This is a genomic window from Pelagibius sp. (assembly GCF_028281305.1).
Lineage (GTDB): Bacteria > Pseudomonadota > Alphaproteobacteria > Kiloniellales > Kiloniellaceae > Pelagibius.
The window spans coordinates 133,978-153,064 of sequence record NZ_JANQKD010000023.1 but is presented as its reverse complement, the minus strand read 5'-3'; the positions used below and the strand labels follow the sequence as shown (position 1 = coordinate 153,064).

At 64.7% G+C, this 19,087-nt stretch carries 19 protein-coding genes; 13 read left to right on the top strand and 6 right to left on the bottom strand.

Annotated elements, in window-relative coordinates:
- Positions 1 to 84 precede the first annotated feature (84 nt).
- The 7 genes from Q0982_RS06595 to Q0982_RS06565 all read left to right on the top strand — a co-directional run bounded on the left by Q0982_RS06595 (position 85) and on the right by Q0982_RS06565 (position 7,308).
- Positions 85 to 702 carry an XRE family transcriptional regulator gene (locus Q0982_RS06595; RefSeq protein ID WP_299393184.1) on the top strand — a complete coding sequence of 206 codons (618 nt, stop codon included), beginning with the start codon at positions 85 to 87 and terminating at the stop codon, positions 700 to 702.
- A gap of 260 nt (positions 703 to 962) precedes the next feature.
- Positions 963 to 1,757 (top strand): trehalose-phosphatase, encoded by a 795-nt coding sequence (gene otsB, locus Q0982_RS06590; RefSeq protein ID WP_299393183.1) that lies wholly within the window; start codon positions 963 to 965, stop codon positions 1,755 to 1,757.
- A gap of 6 nt (positions 1,758 to 1,763) precedes the next feature.
- Positions 1,764 to 3,560: a glycoside hydrolase family 15 protein gene (locus Q0982_RS06585; RefSeq protein WP_299393180.1), complete on the top strand. Its 1,797-nt coding sequence runs from the start codon at positions 1,764 to 1,766 to the stop codon at positions 3,558 to 3,560.
- A complete protein-coding gene (otsA, locus tag Q0982_RS06580; RefSeq protein WP_299393178.1) occupies positions 3,557 to 4,942 on the top strand; it encodes an alpha,alpha-trehalose-phosphate synthase (UDP-forming) in 1,386 nt (461 codons plus the stop codon). Before Q0982_RS06585 ends, otsA begins: the two co-directional genes overlap by 4 nt.
- A complete protein-coding gene (glk, locus tag Q0982_RS06575) occupies positions 4,939 to 5,946 on the top strand; it encodes a glucokinase (RefSeq protein WP_299393175.1) in 1,008 nt (335 codons plus the stop codon). The genes otsA and glk overlap by 4 nt, the downstream gene beginning before the upstream one ends.
- Positions 5,947 to 6,020: 74 nt before the next feature.
- Positions 6,021 to 6,968 carry a DMT family transporter gene (locus Q0982_RS06570; protein ID WP_299393173.1) on the top strand — a complete coding sequence of 316 codons (948 nt, stop codon included), beginning with the start codon at positions 6,021 to 6,023 and terminating at the stop codon, positions 6,966 to 6,968.
- Positions 6,969 to 7,086: 118 nt separating this feature from the next.
- Entirely contained in the window at positions 7,087 to 7,308 is a 222-nt protein-coding gene (locus tag Q0982_RS06565) for a hypothetical protein (RefSeq protein ID WP_299393170.1), read from the top strand.
- Positions 7,309 to 7,377: 69 nt separating this feature from the next.
- Here Q0982_RS06565 and Q0982_RS06560 read toward each other — a convergent pair whose 3' ends face one another.
- Both Q0982_RS06560 and Q0982_RS06555 read right to left on the bottom strand, forming a co-directional pair.
- Positions 7,378 to 7,998 (bottom strand): glutathione S-transferase family protein, encoded by a 621-nt coding sequence (locus tag Q0982_RS06560; RefSeq protein WP_299393169.1) that lies wholly within the window; start codon positions 7,996 to 7,998, stop codon positions 7,378 to 7,380.
- A 64-nt stretch (positions 7,999 to 8,062) separates the two neighbouring features.
- Entirely contained in the window at positions 8,063 to 8,758 is a 696-nt protein-coding gene (locus Q0982_RS06555) for a glutathione binding-like protein (protein WP_299393166.1), read from the bottom strand.
- Between the two features lie 179 nt (positions 8,759 to 8,937).
- On the opposite strand from Q0982_RS06555, the gene Q0982_RS06550 reads away from it, so the two are divergent.
- Positions 8,938 to 9,621, top strand: a complete 684-nt coding sequence (locus tag Q0982_RS06550; RefSeq protein ID WP_299393165.1) for a cupin domain-containing protein — start codon at positions 8,938 to 8,940, stop codon at positions 9,619 to 9,621.
- Between the two features lie 257 nt (positions 9,622 to 9,878).
- Positions 9,879 to 10,985: a DUF2336 domain-containing protein gene (locus Q0982_RS06545; protein ID WP_299393162.1), complete on the top strand. Its 1,107-nt coding sequence runs from the start codon at positions 9,879 to 9,881 to the stop codon at positions 10,983 to 10,985.
- 36 nt (positions 10,986 to 11,021) lie between these two features.
- Here Q0982_RS06545 and gatB read toward each other — a convergent pair whose 3' ends face one another.
- From gatB to gatC, 4 genes are read right to left on the bottom strand one after another with little or no spacing between them, the layout of a single operon-like run.
- Positions 11,022 to 12,470, bottom strand: coding sequence for an Asp-tRNA(Asn)/Glu-tRNA(Gln) amidotransferase subunit GatB (gene gatB / locus Q0982_RS06540; RefSeq protein WP_299393161.1), 1,449 nt, complete (start codon positions 12,468 to 12,470; stop codon positions 11,022 to 11,024).
- A 21-nt stretch (positions 12,471 to 12,491) separates the two neighbouring features.
- On the bottom strand, positions 12,492 to 12,956 hold the full coding sequence (locus tag Q0982_RS06535) for a GNAT family N-acetyltransferase (RefSeq protein WP_299393158.1): 465 nt from the start codon (positions 12,954 to 12,956) through the stop codon (positions 12,492 to 12,494).
- 5 nt (positions 12,957 to 12,961) lie between these two features.
- The gene (gene gatA, locus Q0982_RS06530; protein ID WP_299393156.1) at positions 12,962 to 14,437 is read right to left on the bottom strand and encodes an Asp-tRNA(Asn)/Glu-tRNA(Gln) amidotransferase subunit GatA; all 1,476 of its coding nucleotides are present in this window, start codon (positions 14,435 to 14,437) and stop codon (positions 12,962 to 12,964) included.
- Complete coding sequence (gatC, locus tag Q0982_RS06525) at positions 14,437 to 14,724, bottom strand: Asp-tRNA(Asn)/Glu-tRNA(Gln) amidotransferase subunit GatC (RefSeq protein WP_299393153.1); 288 nt, start codon at positions 14,722 to 14,724, stop codon at positions 14,437 to 14,439. The genes gatA and gatC overlap by 1 nt, the downstream gene beginning before the upstream one ends.
- A gap of 183 nt (positions 14,725 to 14,907) precedes the next feature.
- Here gatC and ruvX point away from each other — a divergent pair, with 183 nt between their 5' ends.
- The 4 genes from ruvX (at position 14,908) to pyrC (ending at position 19,083) form a co-directional block, all read left to right on the top strand.
- Positions 14,908 to 15,390: a Holliday junction resolvase RuvX gene (ruvX, locus tag Q0982_RS06520; RefSeq protein WP_299393444.1), complete on the top strand. Its 483-nt coding sequence runs from the start codon at positions 14,908 to 14,910 to the stop codon at positions 15,388 to 15,390.
- 103 nt (positions 15,391 to 15,493) lie between these two features.
- Positions 15,494 to 16,711 (top strand): CaiB/BaiF CoA-transferase family protein, encoded by a 1,218-nt coding sequence (locus Q0982_RS06515; RefSeq protein WP_299393151.1) that lies wholly within the window; start codon positions 15,494 to 15,496, stop codon positions 16,709 to 16,711.
- Between the two features lie 69 nt (positions 16,712 to 16,780).
- Positions 16,781 to 17,770, top strand: coding sequence for an aspartate carbamoyltransferase catalytic subunit (locus Q0982_RS06510; RefSeq protein ID WP_299393148.1), 990 nt, complete (start codon positions 16,781 to 16,783; stop codon positions 17,768 to 17,770).
- On the top strand, positions 17,767 to 19,083 hold the full coding sequence (pyrC, locus tag Q0982_RS06505) for a dihydroorotase (RefSeq protein WP_299393146.1): 1,317 nt from the start codon (positions 17,767 to 17,769) through the stop codon (positions 19,081 to 19,083). The genes Q0982_RS06510 and pyrC overlap by 4 nt, the downstream gene beginning before the upstream one ends.
- Positions 19,084 to 19,087: the final 4 nt, after the last annotated feature.

Here is a 19,087-nt window from a genome sequence, read left to right as displayed (position 1 = left end):
CATTCCGTAATTCGCAACTCAATGTAGGTGAGTGTTGCGAAAATTGCAATAGACAGATCGTAGCAAATTTCGCAATTTATCCAGATGCAGAAGCAATGGTTCCAGCAACGCCTGCGCCAGCTCGGGAAGACCCAGCGAGGCCTGGCAAGGCACATGGGCTTAGACCCCTCCCGAATCACCGAGATCCTCAATCAAAGCCGCAGCATCAAGATCGAGGAGGCGGTCGAGATTGCCGACTACCTTGAGACCCCCCTGGACGACCTGATGATCAAACTCGGTGCCCCCATTGCCGGCAGCATCAAGGCTTCGAGCCTGGTGGTCGGCTACGTCGGCGCCGGAGAGACGGTCATGTCGATCGACGATCACGCCAAAGGCAGCGGCCTCTATAAGATCGACGCGCCTCACGGCGAAGGCGGCGGAGTTTGCGTGGTCGTGCGCGGCAACTCCATGGCCCCGCGCTTCAAGGACGGTGAACATCTGGGCTACACCCGCGAAGAAGGGCTGGATCTCGCAAACTGCTATGGGCGCGAATGCGTTGTCCAGACCAAGGACGGCCGCCAGCTCGTCAAGATTGTCGAGCCGGGCAGCAAGAAGGGCGAGGTGACCCTCGTCTCCGTCAATGCCGCCACCCCGATCGAGCACAACGTGCCTGTCGAGTGGATCGCACCCGTGACCTGGGTAAAGCTCAGGCCGCGCCCTTAGCCTGCAGTGTTGCGGTAACCGCCTTTTTCCCGGCATTGAATCCAACCGGAGCGCGATCCTCCCCGTTCTGCTCTTCGTCATTTTGGTAGCGCGAGAAACGACTGTTGCGAATTCCGCACAAACCCCGGGCATCGGCTGGCGCGAGGCCGCAGGCTGCATAGGCCTACCCATTCGCCTTATGCCGCACCGCCATTGACGCTTGACGTTGCCGGGCAATGCGGCACCTCTAGGGAGTGGGGGCCACAGACAAGCATTCCGATATGGATTCCGCATCAGTCACACTGAAATCGAACACGGGCGAAGCATTGAACCCGAGTGAATCTTTGCCGGCCGAATCCTGCGCGCTGTTTCTCGATGTCGACGGGACTCTGCTGCCGATTGCACCACGCCCACAGGACGTTCGCGTTCCCCCGTTTCTGTTGTCTTTGTTGGCAGACATACAGAACCGGCTGGAAGGTGCCTTGGCTCTTGTGAGCGGGCGGTGCGTCGGCGAGCTGGACGCCCTCTTTTCGCCACTGCGCCTCAGCGCCGCTGGCGTTCACGGGTTGGAGCGCCGCAAGTCAGCGGGCGACACAGCTACCGGAGGCCAGGAGGATGTGCTAAAGCCTCTGCGGCAACCCCTCGCCGATTTCGCGGAGTCTCACCCGGGATTGCTGCTCGAAGACAAGGGACTCGCAATGGCGCTCCACTTTCGTCAGGCGCCGGAACTTGAAGACGAGGCCGAGCGTATGGTGGCGACTTTGCTGCGCAACAGCGGCGCAGCGCTCGAACTGCAACACGGAAAGATGGTCCTGGAAGTGAAGCCCAAGGGCGCGAACAAAGGAACCGCCGTTGCGGCCTTTATGAAGGAACCGCCTTTTCGCGGCCGCGTGCCGGTCTTCGTCGGCGACGATGTCACCGACGAAGACGGCTTCGAGGCAGTGAACCGCCTCGGCGGGCTTTCGGTTAAAGTGGGAGCCGCAGGCGAGGCTACCAAGGCGACGTACCGCCTGCAGGACGAGGCGGCAGTCCATGCCTGGCTTACCAAGTTCTCTGCTGACAGGACCCGGGTCTGACGCAAAGTGAATACGCTTGATCTTGCTGTAATCGGAAACTGTACCTTCGGCGCTTTGTTGGATCAGAAGGCCCGCATCGTCTGGGCCTGCATGCCGCGCTTCGACAGCGACCCGGTGTTCTCCAACCTTGTTGCCGGCAACGACAGCGCACGAGGCGTTTATGAAATCGAGCTCCTCGACTTCGCACGCTCCGAGCAGCACTATCGTGAGAACTCGGCAGTCGTGGTCACCAGACTTTACGACTCAGCCGACGGCGTCATCGAGATCACCGACTTCGCGCCGCGCTTCAAGCACTTCGATCGCATTCACCGACCGCCGTCGATCATCCGCCATGCCAGGCCTCTCTCCGGCAGCCCGCGGATCCGTATTCGCATCAGCCCCACCTACGACTATGGCGAGCGCGATCCTGAGGTCACGCGGGGCAGCAATCATCTGCGCTTCGTCATGCCACATCTCACCTTGCGGCTGACCACAGATGGCCCGATCACGTATGTCATGGAGCAGACTCCTTTCATTCTCGAACGCCCGGTCACTCTGATCCTGGGGCCCGACGAGAGCCTCACGGCACCCGTGGACGAGACAAGCCGGGAGTTCTTCAAGAAAACGGACGAGTACTGGCGCGAGTGGTGCCGCTACCTCGCCCTCCCCTTCGAATGGCAGGATGCGGTGATTCGCGCCTCCATCACCCTGAAGCTTTGCAGCTACGAGGAAACCGGCGCAATCATTGCCGCCATGACCACGTCGATCCCGGAGGCGCCGGACTCGGGCCGCAACTGGGACTATCGCTATTGCTGGCTCCGAGACGCCTACTTCGTCGTCCATGCGCTCAACCGTCTCGGCGCGACCAAGACGATGGAAGGCTTTCTCAACTACATCTCCAACATCGTGGCCTCCAACGTCGGCGCCAATGCCGCCGACGGCCACCTGCAACCGGTCTTCGGCATCTCTCAGTTGGCCGAGCTTGACGAGTCGGTCTGCGGCTCGCTGCCCGGGTACCGGAACATGGGGCCGGTGCGCATCGGCAACAGTGCCTACACGCAGATTCAAAATGACGGCTACGGCAGCGTCATACTCGCCTCAACACAGAGTTTCTTCGACCGGCGCCTGGACCATCCCGGCGATATCAGCCTTTTCGAGAAGCTGGAGCGTCTGGGCGAACAGGCCATCAAGCTCTGGGACGCGCCCGACGCCGGTCTGTGGGAACTCAGGACCCGCCAGCAGGTGCACACCTACTCAAGTGTCATGTGCTGGGCGGCCTGCGACCGGCTGGCAAAGATCGCGGCACAGCTGGAGATGCCGCAGCGCCAGAGCCACTGGGCCGCCGCCGCCGAAAGCATTCGTGAGGGGATCCTCGACCACGCCTGGAACGACGAGTTGGGCAGCCTGGTCTCGACCTTCGGCGGCCGCGACCTCGACGCCAGTCTTCTCTGCCTGCAGGAGATCGGGTTTCTGCCGGCCACCGACCCTCGCTTCCTCGGCACTCTCGAACAGATAGAGCGGCACCTGAAGCACGGCCAGTTCATTCAGCGCTACGCTGCCCCGGATGACTTCGGCTCGCCGGAGGTCGCTTTCAATGTCTGCACCTTCTGGTACATCGACGCGCTTGCAGCGGTCGGGCGGACCGAGGAAGCGCGCGCGCTCTTTGAGACCATGCTCGCCGCGCGCAACGCCATGGGCCTCCTCTCGGAAGACCTCGCGCCGCAAAGCGGGGAGCTTTGGGGCAACTTCCCCCAGACCTATTCCATGGTCGGGCTCATCAGCTCCGCCATGCGCCTCTCGAAGTCCTGGGAGGAAGCCTATTGAGCCGGCTTGTCGTCGTCTCCAACCGCGTCGCCGCCAGCAAGCTTTCCCGTCCGGGCTCGGAAGGCGGCCTCTCCGTGGCGTTGCGCGCCGCGCTGCGTCAGCACGGCGGCATCTGGTTCGGGTGGAGCGGCAAGGTCCTCGAACGCGACTACGGCCAGCCGAGCGTCGCCGAGGTCGGGAAGACAACCTTCGCCACCATTGATCTCACCCAGCGCGACTATGACGACTACTACAAGGGCTTCGCCAATTCGACGCTCTGGCCGCTCTTTCATTATCGCCTTGATCTGGCGGAGTTCTCTCAGCGGACATGGAAGGGCTACGAAAGGGTCAACGCCCATTTCGCTCATCGTCTGCAGCCTCTTCTGAAGGACTCCGATGTCATCTGGGTGCACGACTACCACTTCACCCTCCTGGCCGAGCAGCTACGCAACGCGAACTGCCGGCAGAAGATGGGGTTCTTCCTGCACATCCCCTGGCCTGCCCTGCCGGTCTTCACCGCGCTGCCCTGGCACCGCGAGATCGTCAAGGCGCTCTGCGCCTACGATCTGATCGGCTTTCAGACGGACGAGGACCTGGAGTGCTTCCAGGACTACATCCGCCGCGAGATCGGCGGCGAGGTCGGCGAGAACGGGGTGATCCGTGTCTTCGGCCGAACCCTCCGCGCAGGCGCCTTCCCTATCGGCGTCGATACCGAGACCTTCGCCAAGATGGCTGAGGAAAGCGAAACCTCGAACCAGGTTGCGCGTCTGAAGAAAAGCCTTATCGGCCGGGATCTGATCATCGGCGTCGACCGGCTGGATTACTCGAAGGGTCTCATCAACCGCGTCGAAGCTTTCGAGCATCTCCTGACCGCCTATCCGGACAACCGGGGCAACGTAGTCTTCCTGCAGATCAATCCGCCTTCGCGTGCCGATGTTGCGGACTATGTCGACATCCGGCGCGAAATGGAGGCCACAGCCGGGCGCGTGAACGGCGCCTTTGCCGAGTACGATTGGGTACCGATCCGCTACCTCAACAAAAGCTTCAGCCGGCGGGTTCTTGCCGGCTTCTTCCGCAGCAGCCGTATCGGGCTGGTCACTCCCTTGCGCGACGGCATGAACCTGGTGGCGAAGGAATACGTGGCCGCCCAGCCTGCCAAAGATCCCGGGGTTCTGGTGCTGTCGCGTTTCGCCGGCGCGGCACGCGAACTGGACGGGGCCCTGATCGTCAACCCCTATGACGTCGAAGGCGTCGCAGAGCGGCTCCAGGAAGCGCTCACCATGCCGCTCAAAGAAAGGCGGGAGCGCTGGCGCTCAATGCATCGCGCTATCGCCGTGAACGACGTCACGGCCTGGTGGGCCGACTACCTGGAAACCCTGCAGCACGGGAAACGCATCCCGTGAGCGGATCCGGAAACGAGGCCACGGCACTGCTCGCCGATATCGGCGGCACCAACGCCCGTTTCGCCCTGCTGAGCGCGGACGGCACCAGCCCCCTGGTCAGGCTGAAAGTTGCCGAGCATGCGCAGTCCTATGATGCCCTGGGCGCAGCGCTCGAGACTCTATCCGGCCGGGCGCAGAGGCCGCTCACTGCCGCCGTTCTCGCCTTCGCCGGCCCGGTCAGCGACGAGCGCGCTCAAATGACCAACTCGGGCTGGGACGCACGCAGCGACGAACTGTGCAGGCGTTTCGGCTTTCGCTCCGTCCGCCTGATGAACGACTATGCTGCCCTCGCCCTCGGCCTTGACCGCCTGACGGAGGACGATCGCCTGACAGTCGGCCCACCCCTGTCGAGCTCGGGCGGTGCGCTCGCCGTGATCGGGCCCGGTTCGGGCCTCGGTGTCGCCGCCTTGATGCCTGCGGAGGCGCAGCCTCAGGTGCTGGTCGGCGAAGGCGGCCATTCGACCATGGCGGCCACCAATGACGTCGAAGCGCAGGTGCTGGCCTTCCTGAGGGCGCGCTATGGCCATGTCTCCGCCGAGCGACTGTTGTCTGGACCGGGTCTGACCAACATCCACCAGGCACTCTCCAACCTCGAAGGAGCGGCGGTTGAAGCGATGGACCCGGCAGAGGTCACGCAGCTTGGCCTCGAAGGATCCGACGATCGGTGCCGTCGCAGCCTCCAGGTCTTCTGCGCCTTCCTCGGGTCCTTCGCAGGGTCCATGGCACTGTGTTATGGCGCGCAGGGTGGAGTCTACCTCGGCGGGGGCATCCTGCCGCGCTTCCCGGAGTTCCTGGCGGAATCGGACTTCCGCAGACGCTTTGAGGACAAGGGTCGCCTCAGCGGCTACCTTGCCCGGATTCCGACCTGGCTTATAACCCAGCCGGATGCGGCCTTCGCCGGATTGACCGTCGCCGCACGACAGCTTCTCGGCGCTCCCGACCTTATCTCCGCCGACATGCGGTAAGGCGCAAGAAGCGGATATAGAAGCTTCCCGCGGTCCCTATGCTGATCCGCGGGATCACAGTTGGGAGACGGCGCATGCGCCCACCACAGATGGCCTACGGCGACTGGCTGCAGATCGTTCTGCTGGCGCTGGTCTGGGGCATCTCCTTCTTCCTCACCGAAATCTGTCTTCGCGATTTCGGGCCCCTCACCCTGGCCACGGCCCGCGTCGGCCTTGCCGCCATGGTGCTCTTGGCCTTTGCCGCGATGCGGGGCGAGAACCTGCCGAAAGCCTGGACCGACTGGGCCCCCCTCGCCTTCATGGGGCTGATCAACAACGCCCTGCCCTTTTCTCTCATTATGTGGGGGCAGGTCTCTATCGACAGTGGACTGGCCTCGATCCTGAATGCCACGACTCCGCTCTTTACATTTATCTTCGCTCATTTCCTGACGAAGGATGAGCGCATGACCCGCCGCGGCGCAGTCGGGGTCGGCATCGGCTTTCTGGGGGCGGTGGTGCTGATCGGCCCGGGCGCCCTGACCGGTATTGGGGCTCAGTCCTGGGGTCAGATGGCCGTCATGGCCGCCGCCATGTCCTATGCCATGGCCGGCATCTTCGGGCGCCGTCTCAGCCGCTTCAGCCCGATCGTTTCTGCCGGCTGCATGACGGCCTGCGCTGCGGTGATGCTGTTGCCGGCTGCGTTGCTGCTCGAAAGCCCCTGGACTGCGCGGCCCGATCTCGCGACCTGGACGGCGCTGGCAACCCTGGCGGTAATCAGCACCGCCTTTGCCTACATCCTCTACTTCCGGATTCTCGCCAGCGCCGGCGCGACCAACCTGCTGTTGGTCACCTTTCTCATCCCCATCGCCGCCGTTCTTCTTGGCGCCCTGGCGCTCGGTGAGGTGGTCACGCTTGCGGCGTTGGCGGGAATGCTCCTTATCTTCCTGGGCTTGGCCGTAATCGATGGCCGCGTTTTCGCGGCCCTCCAGCGGCTGCGACCCGGCGGCAACCGGCAGCAGGCCGAGCCGCCCAACCTCCCGTAAGCCCGCGGACTGGCGCGACGGTCAAAAATTGTTGGGCCAGGGCCACGGGCTTTACGCGCCTTTAACCGATTTACACAAAAAATGCTCTCGATCTAATCAAAACAGTCAGGGGCATCTTATGGGACTGTCGAAATCCTCCGTCGAGACGCTGATCGATCTGGTGGAGATCAAGCTGAGCTGCGTCGAGGTCTATGATCGGGACGATTCCCGGGAACTGCTGAACCTTCAGCGCTGCAAGGACGAGCTGTCCGTCCTGGCCGGCCGCGCCCAGACGGCGCCCTCCGAGATTGTCGCTCTACGGCCGAGGGGCCGCCGCCGGGGCCGCAGGCCCTCTGCCTGACTGCCCCACCTGCCCCACCTGGCCCCACGCAGTGCTGGCCGTGCCGCCGCGGGGGCTGCGTGCTCGGCCTTATCCCGGAACAGCCATACCCTTTTCGACCGCCGGCCGGGCCCAGATGGCATCGTACCAACGCTTGACGTTCGGGAAGTCCTCCAGGGCGATTCCCTGCCACTCATGACGGGCTGCCCAGGGAAAGGTCGCGATGTCGGCCACCGAGTAGTCCCCGGCCAGGTACTCAACCTCCTCCAGGCGCTTGTCCAGCACGCCGTAGAGCCGCCGCGCCTCGTTTGAATAGCGATCGACGGCATAGGGAAGCTTCTCGGGCGCAAAGCGTCGGAAGTGATGGGCCTGCCCCAGCATCGGTCCAAAGCCGCCCATCTGCCACATCAGCCATTGCATCGCCGCGTTGCGGGCGCGCGGCTCATCCGGCATCAGTTGCCCTGTCTTATCGGCTAGGTACAGCAGGATCGCCCCGGTCTCGAAGACCGAAATGGGCTCACCGTCAGGGCCTTGGGGATCGACGACGGCGGGGATCTTGTTGTTTGGACTGATCTTCAGAAAATCAGGAGCGAACTGCTCGTCCTTAGTGATGTTAACCGGGTGAGTGGCATAATCCAGCCTCAGTTCCTCCAAGGCGATGGAGACCTTTCTGCCGTTCGGTGTGGTCCAGGTATAGAAATCGATGGTCACGTGTCAGTGCTCCGCTGCTCCGCATCACCCGTGAACGAGTAACGCGCCGATCCGCTTTCCGCCTCTATCTCCGCGCGTACTGCGTCGCCCCGAAGAGGATTTCCTTTGCCTTGGCGTCGAAGCCCTCGCTGCGCAGGTTGGCCAGCACCTCAACCCCACGCTGCACCGCCGGGCGCTCGGCGATCTCCTCGAACCATCGCTTGTAGTTGGGATAGTCGTCGCGGCTCACGCCCTGACGGTCGGGTGTGCGGGTCCATGGCCAGGCGGCGATGTCTGCGATGCTGTACTCCTCGCCGCCCAGATAGCGCGCCTCGGCAAGGCGTTTGTCCATCACGCCGTAAAGCCGCTTGGCTTCGTTCGTATAGCGCTGATAGGCGTACTCGATGCGCTCGGGGGCGTAGTTCCTGAAGTGGTGCGCCTGGCCCAGCATCGGTCCCAGCCCGCCCATCTGCCACATCAGCCACTGCAGGGTCGCGTAGCGCGCACGAGGCTCTTCCGGAAAGAACTTGCCGTACTTGTTCGCCAGATAGATCAGGATCGCCCCGCTCTCGAACACCGAGATGGGCTTCCCGTCCGGCCCGTCGGGATCGACGATTGCCGGCATCTTGTTGTTCGGGCTTATCTTGAGGAATTCCGGGTCGAACTGATCGCCGGCGCCGATATTGATCGCGTGAACGTTGTAGGAAACACCCAGTTCCTCCAACATGATGTGTATCTTGTGCCCGTTGGGCGTCGCCCAGGAATAGAGCTCGATTGCCATGACCTTTTCCCTTGCCCCATAAGAGGATGGCGCGCCTTTCCAGGGACCATCCGGCGGCACCCCTGCCGCCCATGAGCCAACACATGCGGTGCCTGGAAAGTCTTTGCAAGACCGAAGATCGATCTTGAGGCCGCCGGCTAGCGCCCCTACCTAGAGGTAGGGAGACCATGGAGAAGGCGATGAGCGACAGTCTGAACGCCGATTTCACGCGGCCGGCGGCGATGGACACAGCCAAGATGGAATGGCAGGCAAGCCCCAGCGCGACCGTCTGGCGCAAGCGTCTGGACCTTGTGGACGGGGAGTTCAGCCGCGTCACCTCGGTGGTCCGCTACGATCCCCAGTCCCGCTTTCACCCCCACGATCATCCGCAAGGCGAGGAGATCCTGGTGCTCGAAGGCACCTTCTCCGATGAGCATGGCGACTACCCGGCCGGCACCTACCTGCTGAACCCCCAGGGGTTCAGACATGCGCCCTTTTCGAAGGACGGCTGCATTATCTTCGTGAAGCTGTGCCAGTTCGCCGGAACAAACCGCGAGCATGTCGTCGTCGACACCAACAACGCCGACAGCTGGCGTGCAGCGGCTCCGGGTGCCGAAGAACTTCTGCTCTATCGGGATGCCGGCTATCCGGAGGATGTCCGCTTGCTCCGCCTCGCCCCAGGCGCAGCGCTGCCGCCGGCCCTGATCGACGGAGAAGCCGCCGGGGGCGGCCTGGAGATGTTCATTGTCTCAGGGCGTCTGAGCAACGGCGAAGGCCGCCTGAACGCCGGCGCCTGGCTGCGGGAGCCGTATGGCCTCTCCTCCGCCTTCACCGCCTCGGCGGAAACCACCCTTTATCTGAAGCGCAATCACCTGCGGACCTGATCGTTGCTGCTTCGCCTCTGAAGCAGGTTTGCACGCGATACGATCAACCGCATCCTGGAAGCGTGGCCGCGAATCGCCCACCAACCAGCGGAGCCTCCCCTGCGCCGGCTGGCGCCCTCAAGGTTTGCCTAAAATTCGCGACAAATACGAATAAAAATATTCACAAATATAAATCAAATATAGATCAATAAAAATTGACAGATATTTTCAGAACGACTAAATTTTTCGTCCGATAAGATAATCAAACAGGTTGTTCTATGGTCGAGCTTGCAAGTAAAGAACAGGGGCCTATGGAGGGCCTGGCCCAGCTCAACGCCGGGCAGCTTGCGATCCAGGCTGCCGAAGCCTTCAGCCGCGGCGTCATATCCGACAGTGAACGCTCGGCAGCGTTGGAGGTCTTCCGCTGGCTGGCCTGCCATACCGAGGTCGATGTGCGCCAGAGCTTTGCCGAGCACATCAAGTCCTCCCCTCTGCTGCCGGACAGCATCGCCCTCACGCTCGCCCAGGACATCGAATCTGTCGCCACCCCGATTCTCCACACGTCGCTTGCGCTCTCCGACCGGGATCTCCTTGCGATCATCGAGACCGGCAGCACCGAGAAGCAGTGCGCCATTGCTGCGCGCGATACGGTCAGCGCAGTCGTGTCCGGCGCCCTTGTGGACACCGGCAAGCAGAGCGTGGTCGAAGTGCTCCTGGCGAACGAGGGTGCAGAGATCTCGGAGTCGTCTTACCGCAAGCTCCTCAACGCCTTTGCCGAGGAGCCGGATGTTCACAAGCTTCTCGTCGAGCGCAGTGCGCTGCCGTTCGCAGTTCAGGAGCGGCTTGTCGCGCTTGTCTGCGAGGATCTGCGGGAGCGTCTCGTTGACAAGCACAGCTTCCCTGCGGCGCTCGCCGATCAGCTTGCCCAACATGGCCGCGAACGGGCGCTTGCCCAATCCCTGGCAACCCTGGTTACCGCCCAGGAGATCGAGGCGGCAGCCATGCGGCTTCACCTGAACGGCAGCCTGACGGCGACCCTCCTGCTGAGGGTGCTCTGCGCCGGCCATCTGGAGTTCCTCGGCACCGGGCTCGCGACGCTTGCCCGCATCTCCGCCCCCAAGGCGCAGAAGGTCCTGCGCGACACCGGCACGCCGGCGCTGCAGTCCCTCTACCGCAAGGCCGGCCTGCCGGGCCACCTTCAAAAGGCGTTCCAGGTCGTCCTTGAAATCGTGCTGCAGGCGCGCCGCGACGATGGCGCGACTCTCGATCCCGAGGCCCTGGAACAGCGCATCGTCGCCGACCTCGTGCGGGCTTACCGCCGGCTCAGCCCCGACGGTTTGGAGAGCGTCATGTTTCAGATCGGCCGCCTGACCGAGCAGGACTAGGTGCTCCAGCCGACGGGCGGCTGATCGCCGCCGCGGTCAGCCGAGCTTCTGGCGCAGGACCTGGTTCACCATGCCCGGGTTGGCCTTGCCCTGGGTGGCCTTCATCACCTGGCCGACGAACCAGCCCAGGATCTTCTCGTTGCCGCCTTTGAACTGCTCGACCTGCTTTGGGTTGTTGGCGATGATTTCCTCCACCAGGCCTTCGATGGCGGAGCTGTCAGAGATCTGCTTCAGCCCCTTGGCCTCGACAATGGCGCCGGCGTCCTCGCCGCTTTCCCACATCGCCTCGAAGACCTCTTTGGCGATGCGTCCGGAAATGGTGTTGTCGGCAATGAGATCCAACAGGCCGCCCAGCTTCTTGGCATCCACCGGCGCCGCAGCCAGTTCGACGCCGCTCTTGTTGAGCGCACCGAAGAACTCGCCGGTGACCCAGTTGGCCGCCAGCTTCGGATCGCGCCCCTCTGCCACCGTCTCATAGAAAGCCGCCGTCTCCCGGTCGGCCACCAGCACACCGGCATCATAGGCCGGCAGACCGAAGTCGCCGACGAACCGCGTCTTCTTTGCGTCCGGCAGTTCCGGCAGGGAGGCTTTGATCTCCTCCACCCAGGCCGGATCCAGTTCCAGCGGCAGCAGGTCCGGGTCGGGGAAATAGCGGTAGTCGTGGGCCTCTTCCTTGGAGCGCATGGAACGCGACTTGCCGGTCATGCCGTCGAAGAGACGGGTCTCCTGCACGATCTCCCCGCCCTCTTCCAGAATCTCGATCTGCCGCTTCGTCTCCGCTTCGATGGCCTGCTGCACGAAGCGGATGGAATTGACGTTCTTGGTTTCCGTGCGGGTGCCGAAGGCCTCGCCGGGACGGCGCACCGAGAGATTCACGTCGGCACGCATCGAGCCCTCGTCCATATTGCCGTCGCAGGTGCCGAGGTAGCGCAGGATGGTACGCAGCTTGCGCAGATAGGCCCCCGCCTCCTCCGCCGAGCGCATGTCCGGCTTGGAGACGATCTCCATCAGGGTGACGCCGGAACGGTTCAGGTCGATGTAGGACTGGGTCGGATGCTGGTCGTGGATCGACTTACCGGCGTCCTGCTCCAGGTGCAGGCGCTCGATACCGACCTCGCGCGTCTCGCCGTCCTCAAGATCCAGGATGATAGTGCCCTCCCCAACGATGGGGTGCAGGTACTGGGAGATCTGATAGCCCTGCGGCAGGTCGGCGTAGAAGTAGTTCTTGCGCTCGAAGACCGAGGTCAGGTTGATCTGGGCATTCAGGCCGAGGCCGGTCCTCACCGCCTGCTCCACTGCCACCATGTTCAGCACCGGCAGCATGCCCGGCATGGCCGCGTCGACCAGGGAAACCTGGCTGTTCGGCTCCGCCCCGAAGGCGGTCGACGCCCCCGAGAACAGCTTGGACTTGGAGATCACCTGGGCATGGACCTCCAGCCCGATGACCATCTCCCAATCGCCTGACTTGCCTTTCACCAGTGCCATCGTTCTGCTCCGCTTGCCGGACTAAAGCGCCCGCTCGTAAATTACCCGCCCGGTTTCGACGAACCCCCGCGCCTCATACCAAGGCAACAGATCGGCCTTGGCCTGCGCATGGGGGGTCAGCACGATCTCAATATCCGAGCAGCCCTTGGCCCGGGCCCAGTCGGCGACCGCTTCCACGATGGCCGAGGCCACACCCTTGCCGCGCCAGACCGGATCAACGGAGAGGTCTTCCAGCTCTGCGTAGAGCCCGACCTCCAGGCCGAAGGAGGTGCTGGCCGCCGCCGCCCCGACGGCATCTTCGCCGGCGAAGGCGACGAAAGCCGCCGTATCGTCCCGTACCAGGATCTGGCGCAGGTTCTCGGCCACGCCGGCCACCGCGTCCTCGAAGCCCTCTTCTTCATAGAAGCGCTCGAACAACGGCAGCAGGAGCCCGTGGTCATCGGGCCCGGCTTTGCGCACGGCGATCGCTGTTGCCTGCGCCGCCATGGCCGTCACGCCGCCCGGAAAGCCGGCTTGGCCTCGAAGCCCGCCGCCTCTTCCAGCACTCCAGCCACCTTGAACACCGTCTCTTCTTCGAAGGCCTTGCCCAAGATCTGCAGGCCGAGCGGCAGCCCTTCCGCCGAGAGGCCGGCCGGAACCGAGATCCCCGGCAGCCCGGCCAGCGAGGCCGGCACGGTGAAAACGTCGTTCAGGTACATCGCGATGGGATCGTCCATCTTGTCGCCGACGCCGAAGGCCGCCGAGGGCGCGGTCGGCGTCAGGATCGCGTCCACCGTTTCATAGGCCTGGGCGAAGTCCCGGGCGATCAGGCTGCGCACCCGCCGCGCCTTGTTGTAGTAGGCGTCGTAGTAACCGGCGGAGAGCACATAGGTGCCGATCAGCACCCGGCGCTTGACCTCGGCGCCAAAGCCCTTGCCCCGGGTCGCCTCGTACATCTCGTCCAGGCTCTCGCCCGGTTCGCGCAGGCCGTAGCGCACGCCGTCGTAGCGCGCCAGATTGGAGGAGGCCTCAGCCGGCGCGATGATGTAATAGGTCGGCAGCGCATAGTGGGTGTGCGGCAGGGAGATTTCGACCGTCTCCGCACCCGCCTCTTCCAGCCAGCGGATGCCCTGCTGCCAGAGCGCCTCGATCTCGTCGGTCATGCCCTCGACACGGTATTCCTTGGGAACGCCGATCTTCATGCCGCGGATGTCGCCGCTCAGCGCCGCCTCGTAGTCCGGCACCGGGCGGTCGACCGAGGTGGAGTCCTTGCTGTCGTAGCTCGCCATGGCCCTCAGCATGAGGGCCGAGTCCCTGACCGTCCGGGTCATTGGCCCCGCCTGATCCAACGAGGACGCGAAGGCGACGATCCCCCAGCGCGAGCAGCGCCCGTAGGTCGGCTTCATGCCGACGATGCCGCAGAAAGCCGCCGGCTGGCGGATCGACCCGCCGGTGTCCGTTCCGGTCGCCGCCAGAGCGGCCCGGGCCGCCACCGCGGCCGCCGACCCGCCGGACGAACCGCCGGGCACCAAGGGCCGATTGTCCCCCTCTCGGCGCCAGGGGTTCTCCACCGCGCCATAGTGACTGGTCATGTTGGAGGAGCCCATGGCGAACTCGTCCAGGTTGGTCTTGCCCAGCAGCACTGCCCCGGCGTCCCAGAGGTTCCGGCTCACCGTCGATTCATAGGTCGGATGAAAGCCGTCGAGGATGTGGGAGGCCGCGGTAGTCAGCACTCCTTCGGTGCAGAACAGGTCCTTCATGCCGATGGGCAGGCCTTCCAGAAGACCGGCCTCTCCGGCGGCGCGCCGGGTGTCGGAGGTCTCGGCCATCGCCAGCGCTTTCTCCGGCGTTTCGGTGATGAAGGCGTTCAGCGGCCGGGCGGCCTCGACGGCGGCGACATGGGCCTCCGTCAGCTCCTTGGCCGAGACCTCGCCCTTGCCCAGAAGGTCGCGGGCGCCGGCCAGCGTGAGGGCGGTCAGATCGCTCATCACTCGACCACCTTCGGCACGGCATAGAAACCATGGGCGGCCTCCGGCGCATTGGCCGTCACCTTGTCGGGGATGCCACCGTCGGTCACGTCGTCCTCGCGCAGCGGCAGCGTCATCGACACCACCGAGGTCATGGGCTCGACCCCCTCGGTGTCCAGTTCGGAAAGCTGTTCGATCCATCCCAGAATGTTCGAAAGCTCCCCGGCCAGGGACTCGCTCTGGGCTTCATCGATGCGAATGCGCGCCAAACTCGCGATCTTCGCGACGGTATCCTTGTCGACCGACATCGGCCAGCCACCCTCTTTTTGGAAGGCCCCGACCACTGGTGCGGGCCAGTCCGCGGAGCGGCCATGCACCTCGAAGATCAGGGCATTGAAAAACCGCCGGAAACTAGCACCGGCCCCGGCGCCCTGCAAGGTCGCGCCCCGCCTGCCTTGCCGACCTCCGCCCGCTCCGCCTATAACGGCCCGATGCAGGAAACCGCGCCCCAGGATCTGCCGCAGAAGCTCGCCCGCGGCCAGCGGCTGCTGGGCATCGACCCCGGCAGCAAGACCCTCGGTCTCGCGGTCTCCGATGGCCTGCTCTCCATCGCCTCGCCGCTCACCACCCTCAAACGCGGCAAGTTCACCGAGGACGCCGCCCGGCTGGCGGAGATCTGCCGGGAGGAGCGGATCGGCGGCCTCGTCATCGGCCTGCCCGTCAACATGGACGGCAGCGAGGGGCCGCGCTGCCAGTCGGTCCGCCAGTTCGCCCGCAACCTTGTGGAGAAAGCCGGCTTCGAATTGCCCATCGCGTTCTGGGACGAGCGCCTGTCCACCGCAGCGGTGGAACGCTTCCTCGTCGACGAGGCCGACATGACCCGCAAGCGCCGCGCCGAGGTGGTGGACAAGATGGCCGCTGCCTACATCCTCCAGGGTGCCCTCGACGCCATTGCGGCCCGCAGACCCGCCTGACGGGAGCGCCAACTCTTGACCCGCCAACTCTTGACCCTGGGATGGCTGCGCGGCAAAACGGCTGATATCCGCCACCGAGCACGCCGCCAAGGATCCCAGTCGCATGACCGCTCCCCTTTCCGGCCTGCGGGTCTTCGATCTGACCCGCATTCTGGCAGGCCCCACCTGCACCCAACTCCTGGGGGACCTGGGGGCCGACGTCATCAAGGTCGAGCGTCCCGGCCAGGGCGACGACACCCGGAAGTGGGGCCCGCCGTTCGTCCCGGGACCCGACGGCAGCGACACCAGCGAAAGCGCCTACTTCCTCTCCGCCAACCGCAACAAGCGCTCGCTCGCCATCGACATCTCCCAGCCCGAAGGGCAGGCCCTGGCCCGCAAGGTCATCGGCTACTGCGACATCCTGGTGGAGAACTTCAAGGTTGGGAACCTCGCCCGCTACGGCCTGGGCTACGACGACCTGAAGGAGTCCCACCCCGGGCTGATCTACTGCTCGATCACCGGTTTCGGCCAGACCGGACCCTATGCCGCGAGGGCGGGTTACGACTACCTGGCCCAGGGCATGGGCGGCATGATGAGCCTGACCGGCGAGCCCGAGGGGGAGCCGGTGAAGGTCGGCGTCGGCATCGCCGACATCATGTGCGGAATGTATGCCTCCTCGGCGATCCTGGCCGCCCTCCACTGCCGCGGCATGACCGGCCTGGGACAGCATATCGACCTCGGCCTGCTGGACAGCCAGGTGGCCTGGCTGTCCTACGAAGGACTCAACTACCTGACCTCGGGCGAGGTGCCGAAGCGTCAGGGCAACGAGCACCCTAACATCGTGCCCTACAAGGTGATGCCCTGTGCCGACGGGCTGGTGATCATCGCGGTGGGCAACGACGAGCAGTTTGCGCGCTTCTGCGACTTCGCCGGCTGCGCGGACCTGGCCGAGGACGAACGGTTCAAAACCAATGCGGCCCGCGTCCGCAATCGGGACGCGCTCTACGAGATTCTGCCGGACTACACGAAACGCAAAACCCAGCAGGAGTGGGTCGACGGTCTGGAGGAGCGCGGCGTGCCCTGCGGCCCCGTGAACACGCTGGACAAGGTCTTTGCCGATCCCCAGGTTCTGGCGCGCGGGATGAAGGTCGCCCTGCCATACCCCGGCAGTGAGAAGGGCGAGGTGGATGTCATCGGCAACCCCATCAAGTTCTCGGAGACCCCGGTGGAGTATCGATTCGCGCCCCCGCGCGCCGGTCAGCACAGCGACGAGATTCTCCAGGAACTGCTCGATATGGGGCCGGAAGACTGCGCGCGACTGCGCGGAAAGGGCATCATCTGACGCCGTTCTCGCAGAGGGTCGCCGGACCCGCTTGCCCAAGCCCCCGCCCGGTGTCATAACACCGCTTTAATGACCTCGGTTGAAAGAGCGACCGCCTTTGGCGGCTATCGGCACCGGCACCTCCTCGGGATCGAGGGGCTGAAGGCACCGGAGATCCTTTTCCTTCTCGACCTTTCGGACGGCTACGTCGCGCTGAACCGCGGCAGCGACAAGAAGAAAGACCTTCTGGTCGGCCGAACGGTCATCAATCTTTTCTTTGAGAATTCAACGAGAACGCGGACATCTTTCGAGCTGGCTGCGAAGCGGCTGGGCGCCGACGTCATCAACATGTCGGTCGCCTGGTCCTCGATCAAAAAGGGCGAAACGCTGATCGATACGGCGATGACCCTGAACGCCATGCACCCGGATGTGTTGGTGGTGCGGCATCCCGATTCCGGCGCCGTTCAGCTGCTCTCCGAGAAGGTCAACTGCGCCGTCATCAACGCCGGCGACGGCAGCCACGAGCACCCGACCCAGGCGCTTCTCGACGCCCTGACGATCCGCCGCCGCCTCGGCGGCCTGGAGGGGCTGCTGGTGGCGATCTGCGGCGACATCGCCCACAGCCGCGTTGCACGCTCCAACATCCACCTGCTGACGACCCTAGGCGCCCGCGTCCGCCTGATCGCGCCGCCCACGCTGATGCCCGGCCAGGTCGAGCGCATGGGTGTCGAGACCTTCCATGACATGCGCAAGGGGCTGGAGGGCTGCGACATCGTCATGATGCTGCGCCTGCAGACCGAACGCATGCAGGGCAGCTACGTGCCCTCGACGCGGGAATACTATCGCTTCTTCGGCCTCGATCAGGACAAGCTCCAGGCCGCCAAACCCAATGCCCTCATCATGCACCCCGGCCCCATGAACCGCGGCGTCGAGATCGACAGCGACCTGGCCGACGACATCAACCGCTCGGTCATTCGTGAACAGGTGGAGATGGGCGTCGCCGTACGCATGGCCTGCCTTGAGACCCTGAACGCCAACCTCATGGCCTCGGAGCTCACGCCGGAGCGCCTGGCCCGATGACTCAGCTGACGACCCAACTGCTGCCCAAACACCGCACCGCCTATGTCAACGCACGGCTGCTCGACCCGGCCACAGGTCTCGACGCGCCCGGCGCCCTGCTGGCCGAAGACGGCCGCATCACCGACTTCGGCCCTCAGCTCTTTGCCGAGGGCGTGCCAGAGGGGATCCAGACCGTCGACTGCCGGGGCGCCTGCCTGGCGCCGGGGCTGGTGGACATGCGCGTTCACATCCGCGAACCCGGCGAAGAGCAGAAGGAAACCATGGGCAGCGCCGGGCGGGCGGCGGCTGCGGGGGGCGTGACCTCGGTCGTGGCTCTGCCCAACACCGACCCGGTCATCGACGACGTGGCCGGGGTCGAGTACATCGCCCGGCGCGCCCGTGAGGAGAAAAGCGTCAAGGTCTACACCTACGCCGCCGTCACCCGGGGCACCGAAGGCAGGGAACTGACGGAGATGGGGCTGCTCGGCGAGTACGGTGCCGTCGCTTTCACCGACGGCACCCGCGCCATTGCCTCCGCCCAGGTCATGCGCCGCGCCCTCTCCTACGCCAAGACCTTCGGCCACCTCATCGTGCAGCACCCGGAGGAGCCCAGCCTTGCCGGCGGCGCCATGAACGGCGGCGAAATGGCGACACGCCTGGGACTGCCGGGCATCCCGGCGGTGGCTGAGGTGATGACCGTGGAGCGGGACCTGCGCCTCGTCGAGTTGACGGGCGGGCGCTACCATGTCGCCCACGTTTCCACCGCCGAGACGGTGGATGTCATCCGCCGGGCAAAGGCCCGCGGTCTTGCCGTCACCTGCGATACGGCACCGCACTATCTGACCCTCAACGAGATTGCCGTGGGCGACTACCGGACCTTTGCCAAGGTCTCGCCGCCGCTGCGCAGCGAGGACGACCGCCGCGCCGTGGTCGCCGGTCTGATCGACGGCACCATCGATGCCATCGCCAGCGATCACAGCCCGCACGATCAGGAATCCAAGCGCCTGCCCTTCGCCATCGCCGAGCCCGGCATCGTCGGCCTGGAAACCCTGCTGCCGCTGTCGCTGCAGCTCTACCACTCCGGCGGCATCGGCCTGCTCGAGCTGCTGAGCCGGCTGACCGAGAAGCCCGCTGAGATCCTGGGTCTCAAGGGCGGCAGGCTGACGAAGGGGGCACCGGCGGACCTGACCGTCTTCGATCCCGACCGTGGCTGGCGGATCGACCCCGACCGCTTCGAAAGCAAGTCCAAGAACACGCCCTACGAGGGTTTGCCGGTTCAAGGCCGCGTGCGCCGCACCGTGGTGGACGGCCGCACCCTCTTCGAAGCGGCCTGAGCGG

Coding starts and splice junctions, on each gene's coding strand:
- ruvX (WP_299393444.1), top strand. CDS start 14,908: ATGCAGGAAACCGCGCCCCAGGATCTGCCGCAGAAGCTCGCCCGCGGC.
- Q0982_RS06595 (WP_299393184.1), top strand. CDS start 85: ATGCAGAAGCAATGGTTCCAGCAACGCCTGCGCCAGCTCGGGAAGACC.
- gatB (WP_299393161.1), bottom strand. CDS start 12,470: ATGGCACTGGTGAAAGGCAAGTCAGGCGATTGGGAGATGGTCATCGGG.
- Q0982_RS06565 (WP_299393170.1), top strand. CDS start 7,087: ATGGGACTGTCGAAATCCTCCGTCGAGACGCTGATCGATCTGGTGGAG.
- Q0982_RS06550 (WP_299393165.1), top strand. CDS start 8,938: ATGAGCGACAGTCTGAACGCCGATTTCACGCGGCCGGCGGCGATGGAC.
- gatC (WP_299393153.1), bottom strand. CDS start 14,724: ATGTCGGTCGACAAGGATACCGTCGCGAAGATCGCGAGTTTGGCGCGC.
- Q0982_RS06570 (WP_299393173.1), top strand. CDS start 6,021: ATGCGCCCACCACAGATGGCCTACGGCGACTGGCTGCAGATCGTTCTG.
- pyrC (WP_299393146.1), top strand. CDS start 17,767: ATGACTCAGCTGACGACCCAACTGCTGCCCAAACACCGCACCGCCTAT.
- Q0982_RS06545 (WP_299393162.1), top strand. CDS start 9,879: ATGGTCGAGCTTGCAAGTAAAGAACAGGGGCCTATGGAGGGCCTGGCC.
- gatA (WP_299393156.1), bottom strand. CDS start 14,437: ATGAGCGATCTGACCGCCCTCACGCTGGCCGGCGCCCGCGACCTTCTG.
- Q0982_RS06555 (WP_299393166.1), bottom strand. CDS start 8,758: ATGGCAATCGAGCTCTATTCCTGGGCGACGCCCAACGGGCACAAGATA.
- otsB (WP_299393183.1), top strand. CDS start 963: ATGGATTCCGCATCAGTCACACTGAAATCGAACACGGGCGAAGCATTG.
- Q0982_RS06510 (WP_299393148.1), top strand. CDS start 16,781: ATGACCTCGGTTGAAAGAGCGACCGCCTTTGGCGGCTATCGGCACCGG.
- Q0982_RS06515 (WP_299393151.1), top strand. CDS start 15,494: ATGACCGCTCCCCTTTCCGGCCTGCGGGTCTTCGATCTGACCCGCATT.
- Q0982_RS06535 (WP_299393158.1), bottom strand. CDS start 12,956: ATGGCGGCGCAGGCAACAGCGATCGCCGTGCGCAAAGCCGGGCCCGAT.